General features: G+C 70.8%; 19 protein-coding genes. 5 read left to right on the top strand and 14 right to left on the bottom strand.

The window, feature by feature from the left end; all coding sequences use genetic code 11:
- Nucleotides 1-165: 165 nt before the first annotated feature.
- The 9 genes from J2S46_RS13890 to J2S46_RS13850 all read right to left on the bottom strand — a co-directional run bounded on the left by J2S46_RS13890 (nt 166) and on the right by J2S46_RS13850 (nt 6,327).
- A complete protein-coding gene (locus tag J2S46_RS13890) occupies nt 166-1,416 on the bottom strand; it encodes a phage major capsid protein (RefSeq protein WP_191289245.1) in 1,251 nt (416 codons plus the stop codon).
- A gap of 285 nt (nt 1,417-1,701) precedes the next feature.
- Complete coding sequence (locus tag J2S46_RS13885) at nt 1,702-1,977, bottom strand: hypothetical protein (RefSeq protein ID WP_191289244.1); 276 nt, start codon at nt 1,975-1,977, stop codon at nt 1,702-1,704.
- Nucleotides 1,974-2,150 (bottom strand): hypothetical protein, encoded by a 177-nt coding sequence (locus J2S46_RS13880; protein ID WP_191289243.1) that lies wholly within the window; start codon nt 2,148-2,150, stop codon nt 1,974-1,976. Before J2S46_RS13880 ends, J2S46_RS13885 begins: the two co-directional genes overlap by 4 nt.
- Before the next feature lie 159 nt (nt 2,151-2,309).
- Nucleotides 2,310-2,492: a hypothetical protein gene (locus J2S46_RS13875; protein ID WP_191289242.1), complete on the bottom strand. Its 183-nt coding sequence runs from the start codon at nt 2,490-2,492 to the stop codon at nt 2,310-2,312.
- The gene (locus tag J2S46_RS13870; RefSeq protein WP_191289241.1) at nt 2,489-2,752 is read right to left on the bottom strand and encodes a hypothetical protein; all 264 of its coding nucleotides are present in this window, start codon (nt 2,750-2,752) and stop codon (nt 2,489-2,491) included. Before J2S46_RS13870 ends, J2S46_RS13875 begins: the two co-directional genes overlap by 4 nt.
- A 55-nt stretch (nt 2,753-2,807) precedes the next feature.
- Complete coding sequence (locus J2S46_RS13865) at nt 2,808-5,123, bottom strand: DUF3987 domain-containing protein (protein WP_191289240.1); 2,316 nt, start codon at nt 5,121-5,123, stop codon at nt 2,808-2,810.
- A gap of 4 nt (nt 5,124-5,127) precedes the next feature.
- On the bottom strand, nt 5,128-5,334 hold the full coding sequence (locus tag J2S46_RS13860; RefSeq protein ID WP_191289239.1) for a hypothetical protein: 207 nt from the start codon (nt 5,332-5,334) through the stop codon (nt 5,128-5,130).
- Nucleotides 5,331-6,011 carry a hypothetical protein gene (locus J2S46_RS13855; RefSeq protein WP_191289238.1) on the bottom strand — a complete coding sequence of 227 codons (681 nt, stop codon included), beginning with the start codon at nt 6,009-6,011 and terminating at the stop codon, nt 5,331-5,333. The genes J2S46_RS13860 and J2S46_RS13855 overlap by 4 nt, the downstream gene beginning before the upstream one ends.
- A gap of 124 nt (nt 6,012-6,135) precedes the next feature.
- On the bottom strand, nt 6,136-6,327 hold the full coding sequence (locus J2S46_RS13850) for a helix-turn-helix domain-containing protein (RefSeq protein WP_191289237.1): 192 nt from the start codon (nt 6,325-6,327) through the stop codon (nt 6,136-6,138).
- Between the two features lie 145 nt (nt 6,328-6,472).
- Between J2S46_RS13850 and J2S46_RS13845 the strand changes: the two genes are divergently transcribed.
- Nucleotides 6,473-7,039 carry a hypothetical protein gene (locus J2S46_RS13845; protein WP_191289236.1) on the top strand — a complete coding sequence of 189 codons (567 nt, stop codon included), beginning with the start codon at nt 6,473-6,475 and terminating at the stop codon, nt 7,037-7,039.
- Nucleotides 7,039-8,235 (top strand): tyrosine-type recombinase/integrase, encoded by a 1,197-nt coding sequence (locus J2S46_RS13840; RefSeq protein WP_191289235.1) that lies wholly within the window; start codon nt 7,039-7,041, stop codon nt 8,233-8,235. Before J2S46_RS13845 ends, J2S46_RS13840 begins: the two co-directional genes overlap by 1 nt.
- A 223-nt stretch (nt 8,236-8,458) precedes the next feature.
- Here the strand turns inward: J2S46_RS13840 and rpsT are convergent, their stop codons facing one another.
- Nucleotides 8,459-8,728 (bottom strand): 30S ribosomal protein S20, encoded by a 270-nt coding sequence (gene rpsT / locus J2S46_RS13835; protein WP_073927651.1) that lies wholly within the window; start codon nt 8,726-8,728, stop codon nt 8,459-8,461.
- Nucleotides 8,729-8,951: 223 nt separating this feature from the next.
- The gene (locus J2S46_RS13830; protein ID WP_191289234.1) at nt 8,952-9,257 is read right to left on the bottom strand and encodes an antibiotic biosynthesis monooxygenase family protein; all 306 of its coding nucleotides are present in this window, start codon (nt 9,255-9,257) and stop codon (nt 8,952-8,954) included.
- Between the two features lie 200 nt (nt 9,258-9,457).
- Between J2S46_RS13830 and lepA the strand changes: the two genes are divergently transcribed.
- Nucleotides 9,458-11,326, top strand: coding sequence for a translation elongation factor 4 (lepA, locus tag J2S46_RS13825; RefSeq protein WP_073927648.1), 1,869 nt, complete (start codon nt 9,458-9,460; stop codon nt 11,324-11,326).
- Nucleotides 11,327-11,444: 118 nt separating this feature from the next.
- Here the strand turns inward: lepA and J2S46_RS13820 are convergent, their stop codons facing one another.
- From J2S46_RS13820 to J2S46_RS13810, 3 genes are all read right to left on the bottom strand, one after another.
- Entirely contained in the window at nt 11,445-12,038 is a 594-nt protein-coding gene (locus J2S46_RS13820; protein WP_191289233.1) for a hypothetical protein, read from the bottom strand.
- 254 nt (nt 12,039-12,292) lie between these two features.
- Nucleotides 12,293-14,194: an ABC transporter ATP-binding protein gene (locus tag J2S46_RS13815; protein WP_229912584.1), complete on the bottom strand. Its 1,902-nt coding sequence runs from the start codon at nt 14,192-14,194 to the stop codon at nt 12,293-12,295.
- Nucleotides 14,195-14,349: 155 nt separating this feature from the next.
- Nucleotides 14,350-16,083 (bottom strand): ABC transporter ATP-binding protein, encoded by a 1,734-nt coding sequence (locus tag J2S46_RS13810; protein ID WP_191289353.1) that lies wholly within the window; start codon nt 16,081-16,083, stop codon nt 14,350-14,352.
- 276 nt (nt 16,084-16,359) lie between these two features.
- Here J2S46_RS13810 and J2S46_RS13805 point away from each other — a divergent pair, with 276 nt between their 5' ends.
- Both J2S46_RS13805 and hemW read left to right on the top strand, forming a co-directional pair.
- A complete protein-coding gene (locus J2S46_RS13805; RefSeq protein WP_229912510.1) occupies nt 16,360-18,282 on the top strand; it encodes an AMP-dependent synthetase/ligase in 1,923 nt (640 codons plus the stop codon).
- Nucleotides 18,283-18,348: 66 nt separating this feature from the next.
- Nucleotides 18,349-19,578, top strand: a complete 1,230-nt coding sequence (gene hemW / locus J2S46_RS13800; RefSeq protein WP_191289232.1) for a radical SAM family heme chaperone HemW — start codon at nt 18,349-18,351, stop codon at nt 19,576-19,578.
- Nucleotides 19,579-19,620: the final 42 nt, after the last annotated feature.

Here is a 19,620-nt window from a genome sequence, read left to right as displayed (position 1 = left end):
AGGATCTAGCGGGGGGCCACTTCGTGCGTAGAGGGGCCCCGCACGGGCCCTCACCTCGGGAGTAACGGCCCCTAGAGGCACCCGTCACGGGCGGCCGGAGGCACCTGTGGGGCCGGACATGGCGATGCGCCCGGCCGCCGTGGCAGCCGGGCGCATCGTGGTGGATCAGGCGGTCAGGTCGACCTCGACGATCGCGGACGGGCGCAGGATCTCCAGGCCGAACCGGCCCTCGAACCGGAAGCGGATCATGTTCCGCTCGAAGTCGGACGCGCCGACCCCGGCCCCGAGGGCGTTCGGGTCGTAGAGGTTCTCCGACCAGTCGAGCGTGCCGTCCTCCAGGACGTGCAGGCGGGTCGCGGCCTGCCAGTCGACCAGGTGCGTGGTGCCGACCGTCTGCGACGACGACGTGACCACCGGGGCGCCCCACAGGCGGCGCGAGGTCGGATTCACCGCGTTGCCCGGGCCGCCGTAGTAGAACCGCGCCTCGTTGTCCTGCAGCAGCTCGAACGCCTCCCAGTCATCGGGGTGCATCAGCCAGCCGGCGCCGGTCAGGTGTCCGACCTTCTCCAGCTTCGTGACGGCCTTGCGGGCGGTCGTCAGGATGTCGGTGGTGAACGCCTGGCTCTGCGACCCGGAGACGTTCGCGACGCCCGTCATGTGCTCGCCGGTGCCGTCACCGTTGAGGATCTCGCCCTCAAGGCCGAGCTCCAGACCCAGGCGCATCTCCTGGTCGAGGAACTGACGCAGCGACGGCGCGTCCTCCAGGTCGAACTTGTTGATCGGCTCGGACAGGTGGGCGATCGTCCGGACCCGGTCGTCGAACCGGGTCAGGGTGTAGAGGCTGGTCGGCTTCTTCGCGCCGGCCGCCACCACGGCGGCGTTGTTCGTGCGGGTGGTCTGCCGCAGGTAGGAGAACCGGGGCCCGGTGTTCGGGGCGACCGGGATCAGCTGCCGCAGGGACAGGACCGGGACGTCGGTGCGGATCGGCTCCGGGTCGAGCGGCACCGACACCGGGACCGTGCCGGCGGCCAGCAGACCCTTGAAGTGGCCGAACTCGTCGGTGCTCCGCCTGATGACCGTGTCGGCCCAGGTGGAGCCGCCAGCCGCCTTCACCCGCGGGTCGAGGTGGTGACCCTTCGAGCCGAAACCTCGCCCACCCTGGTTGCGGTCACCGTCCTTGAGCCGCGGCCCGTCGATGGCGGCGCCGAACTCGGCGAGTTCCTTGCGGGTTGCCGCGTCGGCCTTCGCCTGCATGGCCCGACCCTTGATGCGGTACGCCTCGGCGATCAGGTCCTTGCCCTCGATGATCTCTTCGGCCGTCAGTTCGCGGCCCTCAGCCTCGGCCTTCAGCGCGATCGCTTCCGCCGTCTCAAGCTTGGCGCGGAGCTCCATGGCCAGATCCTTGTACACAGACATGTTCGTCCCCTTGGGAAGTCGTGGATGCTTCCCGGTGATCTGGAGACGGACCGCACTACGCGACCGCAGAGCGGCGGCGGGGGTTGGCCTCACAGGTGGTACCGGGGGCGCCGACTTGGCGGACGAGATGCGGCGGGGCGGGCCGTCCGGCTGCCAGTCGCGGGGCGGGCGACTTGGCGGGCGGAGTCTCACCGCTGGCCGCCGCACGCACCCCGTGCCGGTCCTACTCACGGACGGTCTCACGCCCGGCCGCTTGCGCTGGCCGTCGATCAACCTGCCTACAGGCTACTCCAGTCGAGCGACAAACCGGGAGGTCTCCATGCCGGATTCGTAAACCGTCAGCTCGACGCACGAACACGGGCAGACCAGCGCGACCAGGCGCACCACCCGGCCGGGCTCGGCGAACCACGTCACGTCCTCGCCGTCGAGCAGCTGGCCGGCCGCCTGCCGCACCAGCCACGGCCGCGGCGGCTCCACCGGCGCGTGCTCCATCACATCGAGGACCACCCTCATGCCCTGCGGCACCGTCCCGTCCACCGTCCGCACCAGACGCTCGCTCATGCCCGCCTCCAAATCCGCTCGTCCCACTGGTCCGCCCACTCGTCGGACACTTCGGTCGTACGGGGCCTGCCAAGCGGGCCCGCTTCGCGCTGGTCTTCCTTCAGCACCACCCTGTGGGTGGCCGGCCGTGCCGACTGCTCGACCGCGGCCTGTCCGTCGTCTCGCTCTGCCATGTCCTCTTCTCCTTGATCATTGCGATGCCATACACCCGATCTGACCTCGGCGGGAGGCCGCCAGACCCCCTATGCCGGATTCTGAGTGGGCGTCTTCTTGGTTAACCGCGACGGGGCCCCGAGGTGGTGCCGCCGTGATGGCGACACCCCTTCCCCTGGTCACGCTGCGGTCGGTCCGTTGGGGTCGTCGTCCTGCTGGCCGAGCCGGGCGAGCTTGGCCCGTACACGGGCTTGCAGGCCGTAGGCCCGGGCTGCGGCGTAGCGGGCGCGCCGGGTCTTCTCCGCGTCCCGCTGGCGGGCAGCTTCGGCGATGAGCTCGGCCACGCGGTCGTGGGCGGTCACCGGGCCGCCCCCTTCGTGGTGGTGGGCCGGTAGCGGCTGGTCTCGGGCTTCTCGCCGGGCGGGACCAGCCACCAGCCGGCGGTCACGCCGCCGCGTGCGGCCGGGTCGCCGACCAGCAGGGTGCCGGCCTTGGCGAGGACGGGGCAGCCGGAGCCCATGACGAACTCCCAGGCGATGACCGGCTCGGACCAGCCGGTGCCGTCGTCGTTGAGGCCAGCGACCTGCCAGCCGCCGCCGGGGATGTAGTCGTAGTCGCTCACGTGGAACTTCCTTCCGGGTCACTGTGTGATCGTTCTGGGATTTGTGGGACGTGATTCACAGGGTGGTGGTCTCGGACTTGGTGTAGATCAGCGGGTGCACGTCGAACCTGGGCGAGGGCTTCCGGCCCCGGACCCCGGGGCGGTCGGGTGGCGGCAGGAAGGCGATCCACCCGTGGTCCTCCAGCTCGCCGAGTGCGGTGGTGACGTCCTCTGCCTCTCCGGCCCACTTGCGCCCCTTGAGGGCCTGCCAGGCGTCGCGGACGGAGAACGAAGCGGCCGGGTCGGGTCGTCCGCGCAGCCAGGCGAGGAGGTCGCGGAGGGGCCCGAGACGCCCGTCACCGTCGGCTCCCATGAGGTCGAACACGGCCTTGGCGTGCGCGATGAAGTACGGGGCCATGGCCAGCACCGAGGCCATGCGCTCGCGGGTGATGTGCGTCGCTTCGGGGTTCTCGTAGACGGTGAGACAGCCGGCGATCCGGATGAGCTGGCCCCGGAACTTGCCGGCCCAGTCAGCAACGTCGTGCAGGTCGCCGCCCGGCTTGCGGCGCTTGGCGAAGCCGTTGTAGAACTCGCCGAACATGATCCGCGCGTCCTGGTCGAGGTCGAGGGCGAGCACTTCCTCGCGGTTCCACACCCGCTCGATCAGGGACCGGATGCGCTTGGCGTACGCATCGGTGACGCCGTGCGGCACGGGCGGGGAGTCGAAGGTGTCCTCTTCGGTGGGCGCCGGGCGGGCGAACAGGAACCGCCCGAGCAAGCCGTTCTCGCGGAACTCCGGGTTCTTCTTCTCCAGCCCGGCAAGGACACCCGGCTGAATGATCAGCCCGACGGACAGGAACGTCGTGGACATGCGCGCCGACGATCGGCCAGTGCGGTCGATGGTGTACGGGCTGCCCGTGTAGGCCTCCAACAGCAGGTCGGTGTTCGCCTTCCCGTTGCTGCCGTACAGGCCGCCGGCGACCTTGATGAGGCCGCCTTCGGAGGCGAGGAGTCCGATCCGACCGCCCTGACCGTGCATCACCTTGGCGATGGCCTCCAACGTGGCGTCGCGGATCAGCAGCCGGGGCAGCTCGGGCTGCTCGCCGAGCTCCAGCAGTTTCATGCGGAAGCCCTCGGCGTCCGCGAGGGCGTTCTCGGGCTTGTCCCCGGTTGCTTTCTGTTCGGCCTTGGCCATCTGTCCTTGGGTGATCCGGATCTCCTGGGCCATGGCCTCAACCTGCGGGCGGGCGGCCTCGATCAGGATGTCCTCGATCTCCCGCAGGGGGGCGGCAGCGGCGTTGAGTGCCGGCGTCTTCTTCTCGGAGGAGTCGGCGAGGGCCGCGAGGTAGAGCGCCAGGGACTCGCGCCAGTCCGCCTTGACTCGCACCTGTCGCCGGCCGCCGGTCGCGGTCGAGATGGTGGCGAGGGCGGCGAACGCCACCAGGTCGGGCGGGACCTGCAAGGAGGCGGCGTTGGCCGTGACGAACGCGCCGAGCTCGCCCAGGTGCTCGACGGGAAACGGCGGCAGCGGCCGGGCATCGAGGGGGATCGGAACGTCCCACCCGTCATCCTCGAATCGCGTCCCAGAAATCCCAGAATCGCCATGAGGGTCCGCAGGCTGAGACTGATTCGGGATTGTGGGATATGTGGGACGCGGATCCACGGTCACCAGCTCCGCGAAGCCGAGACCGGCCGCGAGGTGGTCGGAGACGTCCTTGCCGGCGGCCGGCTCGACGACCCGGTGCGGGATCCCGGCGCGCTGCAGGGACTCGGCGACCTGGGCGGCGTGCGCCCGGCCGGGGCCGTCCTTGTCCGCGACGACGACGATCTCGCCGGCGCCGAGCAGGTGCCGGGTGTGGTCGTCGGTCCACTTCCCGGCGCCCCCGGCGTTGCAGGTTGCCACGACCCCGGCGGTGGCGAGGTTGTCGACGTCCTTCTCGCCCTCGACGATCAGGACCAGGCCGCCGGCGCGGGCCTCGGCGAGTACGGCGGGCAGCCGGTACGGGACGCGGCGGATGCCCTTGACGCTCGGGGTGCCGTCGGCGGCGAACTGGCGGAACGTCTTCGGCGTGTAGCGGGCGACCTTGTACAGCAGCTCGCCGTTCTCGTCGCAGTACGGGTACTCGGCGACCTTCACGGGGCGGCTGTCCTTCTTCTGTGCGGGCTCGTCGTACAGGTCGGCGAGGGTGAGGCCGAGGGCCGCGACGACGTCCTCGTTGGCGCATCCGGCGTGGCAGTGCAGGACGACGTCGGCGCCCTTGGTGCCGGCCCCGACGGACAGGGACGGGTTGCGGTCCTCGTGTGCGGGGCACTGCCAGGAGCGGCCCGTCTGGTCGCTGCGGGAGCCGTGGCTCGTGAGGGCGTCGCGCACGCGGTCGAGGGCGCTCACCATGCGGTCACCTCCTTCTCGCTGTTCGTGGTGGGGTGGCGGTCTGCCACTGGCGGGGATTGCCGAAGCGGCGGTGGATTTCCCACAGCTGCCACCCGGCGGCGGCGAGGCGGCGGAGCTCGGCGCGCGCCTCGCCGGGGGTGAGTCCGTAGGGTGCGGGCCCGGGGGCCCCCGCCAGGACGGCGGGGACCTCCGGGGTGGTGCGGGTGGTCACTCGTCCTCGCCCGTGGCGGCGTACAGCTTGGGGCGGGCGCATCGTGCGATGGCCAGTTCGACGGAGGCGTACAGCCCGTCGCGGGTGTCGAGCGCGCCAGCGGCCGCGGTGAGCCCGTCCGCCTGGGCGCCCTCGGCGTGACGCTGGACGACCTCGGAGATCAGGGTGTCGGCGGCGCGGTAGAACGGGTTGGACGCCCGGTCGGCGTTGGTCCAGTCGGACTGGTCGCAGAACGGGCTGACGTCCTCGGCGATCTCGACGACGGCGAGGAGGAGTCTGCGCACGACGTCGTGGGGGCGGTCGGCGGCGGTCAGTGCCGCCCGGATGGCGTTCTCGGCGAGCCGCATCCCGGCGGGCAGAACCTCGGCGGCCGGCGGGCACTGGATGTCCCCGCACGTGTGGAGCACGTGGCCGTCGGGGGTGATCGCCCACGGCAGCAGCGGGACGTCGTCGCCGGGGTCGACGGCGTGAACGGCGCACTCTCCGCCGTCGAGCTGCAGGCCGTTGTAGTCGCCGGCCGGGGCGGCGGGCAGCGCGAGGGTGATCGCGGCGATCTGGTCGAGGTGGGGGTACTTGGTGCGGCGGTCGGCGTCGTGCCAGAAGTGGTCACCGCCGAACGGGGCGACGAGCTCAGTCGGGGTGGTGGTCTTGGTGATGGTGCCCTTACTGTGGTTCACAGCGTTCTCCTTCGTGAGGTCGTTGCCCCGGGTCGCTGGCAGGCGATGAGCCCGGGGCTTCGTCGTGTCGGAGTGCGTCAGGCCTCTACCTGGATTCGCGTCCAGGTGGGGGCCGTTCGCGTTTTCATGCCGCGATGGTCTGGGCGTCGAGCCACTTCTCGACGCCGCGCCGGCTGTAGCGGACGCGTCCGCCTCGGCCGGGCGAGAGCTTGCGGTAGGTCGGGCCTACGCCCAAGTACCGCCAGTTCGACAGGGTCTTCTCGGTGACGTTCACCAGCACGGCAGCTTGAGCCGGCGTCAGGCTCTCGTCCTGCACGATCCACCTCCGGAACTTGACCGAGCAACTGGCTCGGTATGACCAGAGGCTGCCATGGGATGCGCCACCCGGTCAAGTAGGTCCGGGTGAATCGGGGAAACTCCGGGGGTTGCGCGATCAAGTTGATCGGGGCATCATGGCTGGCATGGAGCAGCCAGAGATCATGTCCTTCGGTGCGGGTGGCTGGGTTCGAGTTACGTGGCGAGATCGCCCGTACCGGGTTCTTGCCAAGACAGCCGAACAGCGCGGCCGGCGCGTGATCACCGACCTGGTGGTGCGCTCGGACACCCGCGTCGATTCGGGCGTCCTCAAGTCCTTGCCGATTGGCTGGCTGGAGGGGGTCGTCAACGTTCCCGAGCGCTCCGCAAGCCTGCAGAGCGCCGAGAATGCCGGCACTACCCACACCGGGTCGTCCATGGCCGAGCTCCTGACGGAGCTGGAGATCTCTATCGACGGGATGGCATCGGGCGGCGGCGGAGAGAAGTTGCCGGCGTCGACCCGGGTTGCTCTTACTCGGCCGACGGGCATGGACCCAGAGGACTTCTATGGACGGGTTGCCGAGGCCTACAACGACGTTGTCCAGCGCACCAATGCGGTGGCCCCGGCATTGGCCGAAGAGGCGGGCGTGCCAGTAGCGACGGTTCGTCGATGGATTCAGGAGTCGCGGCGCCGGGGCTTTCTGCCGCCCGCGCGAAGGGGAAGGGCTGGCTGATGGCCAGGGTCTGGATTGAAGACCGGGCGACACAGAAGGACTACGCCGCCGCGATGGAGAAGTGGCGGGCGGCGAAGAAGGCCGGCAGTAAGCGCGCCGAGCCCGGCCGATGGCGGGTCCGCTGGTACGGGCCGGACGGCAAGCCGAAGGCGCTGACCTGCGCCAAGCTGCCGCAGGCAGAGAAGGAACAGCAGGAGCTCATCCAGCGCCTCGACAAGGGCACCTACCGGGACCCGAAGCAGGGCAAGGCGCTGTTCTCCGAGGTCGCCGAGCAGTGGTACGGGGCGCTCCGCCGGCCCGGGGAGCGCACCAAGGCTGACTACCGGGAGCTGCTCGACCTCTACGTCCTGCCGAAGTGGGGGACGTGGCCGGTCGCGTCGATCCGGTGGGAGGACGTCTCCGCGTGGCTGACCGTGCTGTGCGAGACGCCCGGCAAGCGCGGGCGGGTCCTGTCACCGGCCCGGATCGGCAAGACGCACCTAGTGCTCTCCATGGTGATGAAGTACGCCGTGAAGACCGGCAAGGTGTCGACCAGCCCGGCCGCCGATCACGAGCTTCCGCCAGACGAGGACGACGACGATCACGTCTACCTCACGCACGAGCAGGTCGCCGACCTGGTCGAGGCGGCCGGCCCGAACGGCCTGCTCCTCCTGGTGCTGGCCTACTGCGGGATCCGCTGGGGTGAGGCGTCGGCACTGAAGGTCGGCCGGGTGCAGCTCGGCGCCCGCCGGCTGCGCATCGTGCAGGCATACACCCGCCAGCGTGGCGGCGGGCTGCTGCTCAAGGACGTGAAGAACCACGAGAAGCGGTCCGTCCCGCTCCTGGCGTCACTGGTCTCGGACCTCAAGGCCGTGGTCGACCGGCGCCCGACCGATCAGCTGGTGTTCCGCGGCGCGGGCGGCGAGGCGATGACGTACTGGGAGTTCCGGTCCGGCATCTTCGACCCTGCGGTGAAGGCGGCCGGCCTCGACGGGCTCGGCATCACCCCGCACAAGCTGCGGCACACGGCGGCCTCGCTCGCCATCGCGGCCGGCGCGGACGTGAAGGTCGTGCAGCAGATGCTCGGCCACAAGTCGGCGGCCATGACCCTGGACGTCTACGGGCACCTGTTCCCGGAGCGGCTGGACGAGGTCGCGGACGCCCTCGACATCGGCCGGGCGGCCGCACTCGCGGCCCGTACTGCGCTCGCCGCCTAGAGAGGCACCAGGATCCATGTGTACAAAATGCGTACTGCCCGCCAGGGCATCCCCTGACGGGCAGTAGCGAAAGCGCCTATGAGCTGGCACTTTGGGTCAATCTGTGTGCACCGCACCCGCGTGGCGAACGCAGGCCGCGTGCGGTACGAGTCTGTGCGCCTCAGGGTCCCGGGTAGAGGGCCGGTTCGACCTGAGGGGGTGGGGCCGTGACGGCCCCGGGGCGTCAGGCCTGGACGGTCGCGTTGACGCGCTTGGTGATGGCCGACTTCTTGTTGGCGGCCTGGTTGGCGTGGATGACGCCCTTGCTGACGGCCTTGTCGAGGGCCTTGGAGGCCTCGCGGGCCAGCACGGTGGCCTTCTCGGTCTCGCCGGCAGCAGCGGCCTCGCGGGCCTTGCGCAGGGCGGTCTTGAGCGAGGACTTGACGGCCTTGTTGCGCAGGCGCGCCTTCTCGTTGGTCTTGTTGCGCTTGATCTGGGACTTGATGTTCGCCACGAAGGAGCCTCAGTCTTTTTCGTAATGGTTCTGGAGGTACCTCCCGGCCGAGACCGGGGGAGGCAGCACCGCACGGTCCGGTCTGCTGAGAGGGCATGCCAGGGCCAGGTGCAGCGGCCAACGCTACCAGGGGCGGGCGGCTCGCCCCAAACCGGCGGGGCCCGCGGACGTGCCGGGCCCGGCACGTCACCGTCCCGGCGGGCCCCGGGCCGACGGCGCCGCGCTACGCGGTGAGCACGGGCTCCCCGTAGTGCTCGACCTCGGGGAACGGCGAGTAGTAGGGGTGCAGCAGGGCGCGCCAGCGCCCGTACTCGGCGGAGCGGCGGAAGCCCTCGGTGTGGTCGGCCAGGGTCTCCCACTCCACCTGGAGCAGGAAGCGCGAGCCGCGGCCCTCGTCGAGGCAGCGGCGCAGCTGCAGCGAGCGGAATCCCGGCTGGACCGCGATCAGCGGCTTGGCCTCGGTGAACGCCGCGAGGAAGTCCTCCTCGCGGCCGGACACTACGTCGAGCAGTGCGCTTTCCAAGATCATGGAAGGCAGTCTAGGAGCGGTTCCGGCGACGGGTTCCCGGCTGGACGGTGAGCCGATGCCCGCTCGTGGGAAGATGGTCGGAGCCATATCGATCGGACGAGACCGTCCGGTCCCCGGGAAGCGGCTCCTCAGCCCGACGTCGAGTGCGACGGCGAGGGGGCGAGCGCCCGGCCCCCGGACCAACGGAGAATCGGACCAAGGTGCCCGCGACCCCCAGCAATGTGCCACAGCCCAGCCGTACCGACCCGGCGCTGATCCGCAACTTCTGCATCATCGCCCACATCGACCACGGCAAGTCGACCCTCGCCGACCGGATGCTGCAGATCACCGGCGTCGTCGACCCCCGGCAGATGCGTGCCCAGTACCTCGACCGCATGGACATCGAGCGCGAGCGCGGTATCACCATCAAGTCGCAGGCGGTCCGCCTCCCCTGGGCGCCGACGGTCGGGGAGGGTGCGGGGAAGACCCACATCCTCAACATGATCGACACCCCGGGCCACGTCGACTTCACCTACGAGGTGTCCCGTTCGCTCGCCGCCTGCGAGGGCACCATCCTCGTGGTGGACGCCGCCCAGGGCATCGAGGCGCAGACCCTCGCCAACCTGTACCTGGCGCTGGAGAACAACCTCACCATCGTCCCGGTGCTGAACAAGATCGACCTGCCGGCCGCCCAGCCGGAGAAGTACGCCGCCGAGATCGCGCACATCATCGGCTGCGAGCCGGAGGACGTCCTCAAGGTCAGCGCCAAGAGCGGCCTCGGCGTGCCGGAGCTGCTCGACCACCTGGTCGAGAAGATCCCGGCCCCGGTCGGCGTCAAGAACGCCCCGGCCCGCGCGATGATCTTCGACTCGGTCTACGACACCTACCGCGGCGTGGTCACCTACGTCCGGGTGGTCGACGGCGAGCTCACGAAGCGCGAGCGGATCGAGATGATGTCCACCGGCGCGACCCACGAGCTGCTGGAGATCGGCGTCATCTCGCCCGAGCCCAAGGTCGCCGACGGCCTCGGGGTCGGCGAGGTGGGCTACATCATCACCGGTGTGAAGGACGTCCGGCAGTCCAAGGTCGGCGACACCATCACCTCGATGCACAAGGGCGCGACGGAGCCGCTGGGCGGCTACAAGGAGCCCCGCCCGATGGTGTTCTCCGGTCTCTACCCGCTGGACGGCAGCGACTACCCGCTGCTGCGCGACGCCCTCGACAAGCTCCAGCTCAACGACGCCGCCCTGGTGTACGAGCCGGAGACCTCGGTCGCGCTGGGCTTCGGCTACCGCTGCGGCTTCCTCGGCCTGCTGCACCTGGAGATCGTCCGGGAGCGGCTGGAGCGTGAGTTCAACCTCGACCTGATCTCCACCGCCCCGAACGTGGTCTACCGGGTGGTGATGGAGGACGGCACCGAGCACACCGTCACCAACCCGAGCGAGTTCCCGACCGGCAAGATCTCCGAGGTGCACGAGCCGGTGGTCCGCGGGTCCATCCTGGTGCCGAACGAGTTCGTCGGTGCCGTCATGGAGCTCTGCCAGAGCCGTCGCGGCAACATGCAGGGCATGGACTACCTGTCCGAGGACCGGGTGGAGCTGCGCTACACGCTCCCGCTCGCCGAGATCGTCTTCGACTTCTTCGACATCCTGAAGTCCAAGACCCGCGGCTACGGCTCCTTCGACTACGAGCCGATCGGCGAGCAGACGGCCGACCTGGTCAAGGTCGACATCCTGCTGCACGGCGACGCGGTCGACGCGTTCTCCGCGATCGTGCACAAGGACAAGGCCTACAACTACGGCATCATGATGGCCGGCAAGCTGCAGAAGCTGATCCCGCGCCAGCAGTTCGAGGTGCCGATCCAGGCCGCCATCGGCTCGCGGGTGATCGCCCGTGAGACCGTCCGCGCGATCCGCAAGGACGTCCTCGCCAAGTGCTACGGCGGTGACATCTCGCGCAAGCGCAAGCTGCTGGAGAAGCAGAAGGAGGGCAAGAAGCGGATGAAGATGGTCGGCCGCGTGGAGGTCCCGCAGGAGGCCTTCATCGCCGCGCTGTCCACCGACGCGGACGCCCCGAAGGAGAAGAAGTAGCCCGCGGGCCGGTGTCCGTAGGCGGAACCCGGTAGCGCACGAGGGCGCCGCCACCCCGGCCGGGGTGGTGGCGCCCTCGTGCGTCGCCCGGACGGTCCGGCCCGGTCAACCGCGGTGCTCAGGCCCCGCCGGGGAAGGCCGGGTCGACGGTGATCACCGCCTGCGGCGCGTACCTCGCGATGGTGTTCAGCAGCTGCCGGACGTCGAGTTCCCAGAGGTGGATCGGGCGGCTGGCGGTCACCAGCGCGATGGGCCGACCGGCGGCCCGTTCGGCGGCCTGGAGGGTTTTGGGATTGGTCGTGGTGGCCGGCAGGTCGGGGGCGCCCTCGATCCGGTGCAGGCCGACGTACGACATGGCCCCGGTCCGCCGGACCCAGAGCTCCACCCCGACGATGTCGCCCCAGGGCACCAGTGCGCTGGTGCCCTCGTACCGCAGGGGGTGGCCGCCCAGCAGGATGCCCTCGCGGTCCACCCGCAGGGCGGTCCGGCGGCCGCGGACGGCGGCCGCGGTGACGGCCAGCGAGGCGCCCGCGGTGAGCAGGGCGAGGACGCCGAGGGTGACCAGCACCAGTCCGGCCGCGCCTCTGACGAGCACGCCGATCGCGATCGCCACCAGGCCGGTCAGCGCGCCGACGGCGTTGGTGACGGCCTTGCGGGTGCTCCGACCGGTCCAGCCGAAGTGGGTCTCGTAGACGTCCTGGGGTGTTGGCACGGGTGCGAGTGTGGCAGTGCCGGGGGCGGCACGGAAGATCTTTTTCAGGCCTCGGAGCGGCCGGTCCGAGGTTCGGCCGCCGAGGCGGCCCGGGGCCGGGGGAGGCGGGCGGCCGCGGGGCCGGGGAGGCCGGTGGGTCCGCGGCCGGGGGCCGGGCACTCCGGGAGCCGGCACACGACGAGGGGGAGGCCGGTCCCACCGGCCTCCCCCTCGCCCTCCGCCCGCGGGGGCGCGGACCCGCGCCCCCGCCGCGGTCAGTCGACCTCGGCCACCGCCTCGGCGAACTGCGCCTGGTACAGGCGGGCGTAGGCGCCGCCGACGGCGATCAGGTCGTCGTGCGAGCCCTGCTCGACGATCGAGCCGTTCTCCATCACCAGGATCACGTCGGCGTCCCGGATGGTGGAGAGGCGGTGGGCGATCACGAAGCTGGTCCGGCCGCTGCGCAGGCGGGCCATGGCCCGCTGGATCAGCACCTCGGTGCGGGTGTCGACGGAGCTGGTCGCCTCGTCCAGGACGAGGATGCTCGGCTCGGCCAGGAAGGCCCGGGCGATGGTGATCAGCTGCTTCTCGCCGGCGCTGACGCCGGTGCCCTCGTCGTCGATGACGGTGTCGTAGCCGTCCGGCAGGGTGCGGACGAAGCGGTCGACGTGCGCGGCCTTCGCCGCCTCGACGATCTGCTCGCGGGTGGCGCCGCCGTCGGCGCCGTACGCGATGTTCTCCGCGATGGTGCCGCCGAACAGCCAGGTGTCCTGGAGCACCATGCCGATGCCGGCCCGCAGCTCCTCGCGGGTCATCGCGGCGATGTCCACCCCGTCCAGGGTGATCGTGCCGCCGCTGACCTCGTAGAACCGCATGAGCAGGTTCACCAGGGTGGTCTTGCCGGCGCCGGTCGGGCCGACGATGGCCACCGTGTGGCCGGGCTCGACCTTCAGCGAGAGGTCCTCGATGAGCGGCTTCTCCGGGTCGTAGCGGAAGGCCACGTCCTCGAAGGCGACCCGCCCGCGCAGCTCGGCCGGGCGCTCGGGCCTGACGGGCTCGGCGGACTGCTCGGGGGCGTCCAGCAGCTCGAAGACCCGCTCCGCCGAGGCGACGCCGGACTGCACCAGGTTGGCCATGCTGGCGACCTGGGTGAGCGGCTGGCTGAACTGCCGGGAGTACTGGATGAACGCCTGCACGTCACCGATGGACAGCGCGCCGCTCGCCACCCGCAGGCCGCCGACCACGGCCACCAGCACGTAGTTCAGGTTGCCGATCAGCATCATCGCCGGCTGGATGATCCCGGAGATGAACTGGGCCCGGAAGCTCGACGCGTACAGCGCCTCGTTGTGCTCGCGGAAGGTCTCGGCGGACTCCTTCTGCCGGCCGAAGACCTTCACCAGCGCGTGGCCGGTGTACATCTCCTCGATGTGGCCGTTCAGCTGGCCGGTGGTCTTCCACTGCGAGACGAACTGCGGCTGCGCCCGCTTGCCGACCTTGGTCGCCACGACGATCGAGGCCGGGACGGAGATCAGCGCGATCAGGGCCAGCAGCGGCGAGATCCAGAACATCATGGCCAGCACGCCCACGACGGTGAGGGTCGAGTTCACCACCTGGCCGGTGGTCTGCTGCATCGACTGGGCGATGTTGTCGATGTCGTTGGTGACCCGGCTGAGCACCTCGCCGCGCGGCTGCTTGTCGAAGTAGCTCAGCGGCAGCCGGGAGAGCTTGGCGTCCACCGACTCGCGCATCCGGAAGACCGTGCGCTGGATGGCGTTGGCCGCGATCCGGCCCTGCACGATGCCGAACAGGGCGGAGGCCACGTAGATCGCCAGCACCCAGAGCAGCACGGTGCCGATGGCACCGAAGTCCATGCCCTGGCCGGGGGTGAAGTCGACCGAGTTGAGCATGTCGGCGACGCCGCCCTGGCCGTTCGCGCGCAGGCCGTCGAGGACCTGGGCCTTGGTCTCGCCGGCCGGGGCCTGTCGGCCGACCACGCCGGCGAAGATCAGGTCGGTCGCGTTGCCGAGCACCTTGGGGCCGACCACGGCGCAGCCGATGCTCAGCACGCCGAGCCCCAGCACGCCGACGATGGCCGCGCGCTCGGGGCGCAGCAGGTTCAGCAGGCGCTTGCCGGAGCCCTTGAAGTCCATCGACTTCTCGGCGCCCTGGCCGCCCATGAACCGGCCGGGGCCGGCCGGGCCGCGACGGGCGGCGGCGGTCTGCGAGTCGCTGACGGCGATCTTCGGCGCCGCGCCGTCCGCCGGGCCGGGGCCGCCGCCGGGGCTCTTGCCCCCGGGGCCCGGCTTCTCGGGGCCCTTGTTCATCGGGGTGGTCACGTCGCCTCCTGCTCGGTGAGCTGGGAGAGCACGATCTCCCGGTATGTCGGGTTGTCGGCCATCAGCTCGTGGTGCGTGCCGACGCCGACCACGGCGCCCTCGTCCAGGACGATGATCCGGTCGGCGTCGCGGATGGTGCTGACCCGCTGCGCGACGATCAGCACGGTCGCCTCGGCGGTCTCCCGGGCGAGCGCCTTGCGCAGCTTCGCGTCGGTGGCGTAGTCGAGTGCCGAGAACGAGTCGTCGAAGAGGTACACGCCGGGCTTGCGGACGAGGGCGCGGGCGATGGCCAGGCGCTGGCGCTGGCCGCCCGAGACGTTGCCGCCGCCCTGGGCGATCGGGGCGTCCAGGCCCTCGGGGAACTTCTCCACGAATTCCTTCGCCTGGGCGACCTCCAGCGCGTGCCACAGCTCCTCGTCGGTCGCGTCCGGCCGGCCGTAGCGGAGGTTTCCGGCCACCGTGCCGGAGAACAGGTACGGCTTCTGCGGGACCAGTCCGACGGTTTCGGCGATCAGCTCGGGCGCCAGCCGGCGGACGTCCACGCCGTCCAGCAGCACCTCGCCGCCGGTGGCGTCGATCAGCCGCGGGACGAGGCCGAGCAGGGTGGACTTGCCGCTGCCGGTGGAGCCGATCACGGCGGTGGTCTCGCCGGGCCGGGCCAGGATGTCGATGCCGCGCAGCACCGGGGCTTCGGCGCCCGGGTAGCGGAACTCGACGTTGCGCAGCTCCAGGTTGCCGCGTCGCAGCAGCTCGGTGACCGGGTCGGTGGGCGGGACGACGCTGGACTCGGTGCCCAGCACCTCCTCGATCCGCTCGGCGCAGACCTCGGCGCGCGGCACCATCATGAACATGAAGGTGGCCATCATGACGCTCATCAGGATCTGCATCAGGTAGGAGAGGAAGGCCGTGAGCGCGCCGATCTGCATCCCGCCGCTGTCGATCCGGTGGGCGCCGAACCACATCACGGCGACGCTCGAGAGGTTCACCACGAACATCACGCTGGGGAACATGAAGGCCATCAGCTTGCCGACCCGCAGCGAGACGTCGGTCAGCTCCTGGTTGGCGCCGGCGAAGCGTTCCTGCTCGTGGCCGTCCTTCACGAAGGCGCGGATCACCCGGATGCCGGTGATCTGCTCGCGCAGCACCCGGTTGACGGTGTCGATCTTCTTCTGCATGCTGCGGAACTGCGGCCGCAGCCGGCGCACCAGCAGGACGACCACGGTGCCGAGCAGCGGCACCACGACCAGCAGCAGCGCGGACAGCGGGACGTCCTGGTTGAGGGCCATCAGCACGCCGCCGAAGCACATGATCGGCGCGGCGACCATCAGGTTGAAGCCCATCAGGACCAGCATCTGGACCTGCTGGACGTCGTTGGTTGTGCGGGTGATCAGGGAGGGCGCGCCGAACTGCCCCAGCTCGCGGGCCGAGAAGCTCTGCACCCGGTCGAAGACCGAGGCGCGGATGTCGCGGCCGACCGCCATCGCGGTGCGCGCGCCGTAGTACACCGCGCCGATCGAGCAGGCCGCCTGGACCAGGGTGACGGCGATCATCACCGCACCGATCTGCAGGATGTAGCCGGTGTCGCCCTTCACCACGCCGTCGTCGATGATGTCGGCGTTCAGGGTCGGCAGGTAGAGCGCTGCGATGGTGGAGACCAGCTGGAGCAGCACCAGCAGGGAGATCGGTCGGGAGTAGGGCGTCAAATGGGCCCTGAGCAGTCTGATCAGCACTGGCAACACTCTCATGCTCGACAGTGGGATTCGCATCCCGATTTTGGGTCCTCGGGGGACTCGTACAACGGCATTGCCTCGGTCCGACCCTGAGACTAGTGGCGCGCATTGCACTTGCGGCGCGCCGGTGTGCCAGCTGGAGTCACCCTCTTACGGAACGGCTGGTTTCCCCCTAGGCTGCTGCCATCCCCTTGTTACTTGTCGGTTAACAAGACGGCCCGGCGGCCGCCCCCACGGTCACCGTTCACCCTCGGCCACCCGCCCCCGGAGGTCTCGTTGAGTTCCGCGCAGTCCCTGATCGGCTCCGGCAGTGTCGACATCGTCGCCGGGCGCCCCGCCTCCGTCGCACACCTCTTCCTCGACCGGGTGGCGGCGACACCCAACGGTGAGGCCTACCGCTACCCCGTGCCGGTGGACGAGCACGCCGCGGACGGCGCCCCCGGCGCCGAGCAGTGGCGCTCGCTCACCTGGGCGCAGACCGCCGCCCGGGTGAAGGCCGTGGCCGCCGGGCTGATGTCGCTCGGCATCGAGGCCGAGGACCGGGTCGCGCTCTCCTCGTCCACCCGGGTCGAGTGGATCATCGCCGACCTCGGGAACATGTGCGCCGGCGCGGCCACCACCACCGTCTACCCGAGCACCAACGCCGACGAGACGGCGTTCATCCTGTCGAACTCCGGCTCGAAGGCCCTGTTCGCCGAGAACGCGGCCCAGCTGGACAAGGCCGTCAGCCAGCGGGAGCACCTGCCGGAGCTGAGGACCGTCATCCTGTTCGACGCCCCCGCCGAGATCCCCGAGCCGGCCGGCCTGACCGTGCTCACCTTCGCGGAGCTGGAGCGGCTGGGCAACGAGTACCTGGCGGAGCACGCCGACGCCGTCGACAAGGCCGTGGCGGCCATCGACAAGGAGCAGCTGGCCACCCTCATCTACACCTCCGGCACCACCGGCCGCCCCAAGGGCGTGCGCCTGGTGCACGACTGCTGGGCGTACGAGGGCCGGGCCCAGGAGGCCAGCGGGCTGCTGCGGGCCGAGGACATCCAGTTCATGTGGCTGCCGCTGTCGCACGTCTTCGGCAAGACCCTGATCTCCGGGCAGATCGCCACCGGGCACGTGATGGCCCTGGACGGCCGGGTCGACCGGATCATCCACAACCTGCCGGTCATCCGCCCGACCCTGATGGCCTCGGCGCCGCGGATCTTCGAGAAGGTCTACAACGGCATCGCCGGCAAGGCCCGGGCCGAGGGCGGCGCCAAGTACAAGATCTTCCAGTGGGCGGCCAAGGTCGCCCGTGAGCACGCCCGGATCTCCCAGGCCACCCGGATCGCGACCGGCCGGGAGTCGGTGCCGTTCGCGCTGGGCCTGCAGCACGCGCTGGCCGACAAGCTCGTCTACGCCAAGATCCGCGCGGCCTTCGGCGGCCGGATGCGCGGCTCGGTCTCCGGCAGCGCCGCGCTGGCGCCCGAGATCGGCTACTTCTTCGCCGGGGCCGGCGTCCCGATCCTGGAGGGCTACGGCCTCACCGAGACGAGCGCCGGGTCCTGCGTGAACCGCGCGGAGGACTTCCGGATCGGCACCGTCGGCCTGCCGCTGCCGGGCACCGAGGTCCGGATCGCCGAGGACGGCGAGATCCTGCTGCGCGGCCCGGGCGTCATGCGCGGCTACCACAACCTGCCGGAGAAGACCGCGGAGGTGCTGGAGCCGGACGGCTGGTTCCACACCGAGGACATCGGCGAGCTGACCGAGGACGGCTTCCTGCGGATCACCGACCGCAAGAAGGACCTGTTCAAGACCTCCGGCGGCAAGTACGTCGCGCCCAGCGAGGTGGAGGGCAAGTTCAAGGCGATCTGCCCGTTCGTCAGCAACATCCTGGTGATCGGCAACGGCCGCAACTACTGCACGGCGCTGATCGCCCTGGACGAAGCGGTGATCATGCCGTGGGCCGCCGAGCACGAGCTGGCCGGCCGGTCCTACGCCGAGGTGGTCTCCTCGCCGCAGGTGCGCGAGCTGATCGAGGGCTTCGTGCAGCGGCTGAACACCGACCTCCAGCGCTGGCAGACGGTGAAGAAGTTCACCCTGCTCCCGCGCGACCTGGACATCGAGCACGGCGAGCTGACCCCGAGCCTCAAGATCAAGCGCCCGGTGGTCGAGAAGACCTACGCCGACGCGGTCACCCAGATGTACGCGGGGGCCGTCGAGGCCTGACCGGCCCGTCCGCGGCTCCTCCGTCGTCCCGTACGGCACACCCGTGCCGTACGGGACAATGGACCAATGCCTTCCGCACTCCCCGACGGCGAACCCGTGCCGTCCGACGGTTCCCTGCCCGCCCACGCCCTCGACGGGCTGGGAGAGCGGCCCTTCGGGTTCTACGTCCACGTGCCGTACTGCGCCACCCGCTGCGGCTACTGCGACTTCAACACCTACACCGCCACCGAGCTGCGCTCCTCGGGCACGGTCGCCTCGCAGGAGACCTACGCCGACAACCTGGTGGCGGAGATCCGGCTCGCCCGGACGGTGCTCGGCGACGCCGACATCCCGGTGCGGACGGTCTTCCTCGGCGGCGGCACCCCCACCCTGCTGCCCGCCCGTGACCTGGTGCGGATGCTCGCGGCGATCCGCGAGGAGTTCGGCCTGGCGCCCGGCGCCGAGGTCACCACCGAGGCCAACCCGGAGTCGGTCGACCCCGCCTACCTCGCCGAGCTGCGCGAGGGCGGCTTCAACCGGATCTCCTTCGGCATGCAGAGCGCCCGCCCGCACGTCCTGGAGCTGCTCGACCGCCACCACACCCCGGGCCGGCCCGAGGCCTGCGTGGCCGAGGCCCGGGAGGCCGGCTTCGAGCACGTCAACCTGGACCTGATCTACGGCACCCCCGGCGAGTCGGACGACGACTGGCGGGCCTCGCTGGACGCCGCCGTCGGCGCCGGCCCCGACCACGTCTCCGCGTACTCGCTGATCGTCGAGGACGGCACCAAGCTGGCCGCCCGGGTCAAGCGCGGCGAGCTGCCGATGATCGACGACGACGTGCACGCCGACCGCTACCTGATCGCCGACGAGGCGCTCGGCAAGGCCGGGTTCGGCTGGTACGAGGTCTCCAACTGGGCCACCTCCGAGGCCGCCCGCTGCCGCCACAACGAGCTCTACTGGACCGGCGCCGACTGGTGGGGCGCCGGCCCCGGCGCGCACAGCCACGTCGGCGGCGTCCGCTGGTGGAACGCCAAGCACCCCGCCGCGTACGCCCAGGCGCTGGCCGAGGGCCGCACGCCCGGCCAGGGCCGCGAGGTGCTCCCGGCGGCGGACCGCCGGGTCGAGCGGATCCTGCTGGAGCTGCGGCTGGTCGAGGGCTGCCCGCTCTCCCTGCTGGCCCCGGCCGGCCTGGAGGCCGCCCACCGGGCGCTCGACGACGGCCTGCTCGACCCCGCCGCCTTCGAGGCCGGCCGCGCCGTGCTGACCCTGCGGGGGCGGCTGCTGGCGGACGGCGTCGTGCGTGACCTCGTGGACTGAGTCCCGTCGGCGTGGGAGCAGCCGTCGCCCGGGGCCTGCCCG

Origin of the sequence: Kitasatospora herbaricolor, from assembly GCF_030813695.1 — a bacterium.
In the GTDB taxonomy this organism is placed as follows: Bacteria; Actinomycetota; Actinomycetes; order Streptomycetales; family Streptomycetaceae; genus Kitasatospora; species Kitasatospora herbaricolor.
This window is presented reverse-complemented; position numbering and strand designations above follow the sequence as displayed.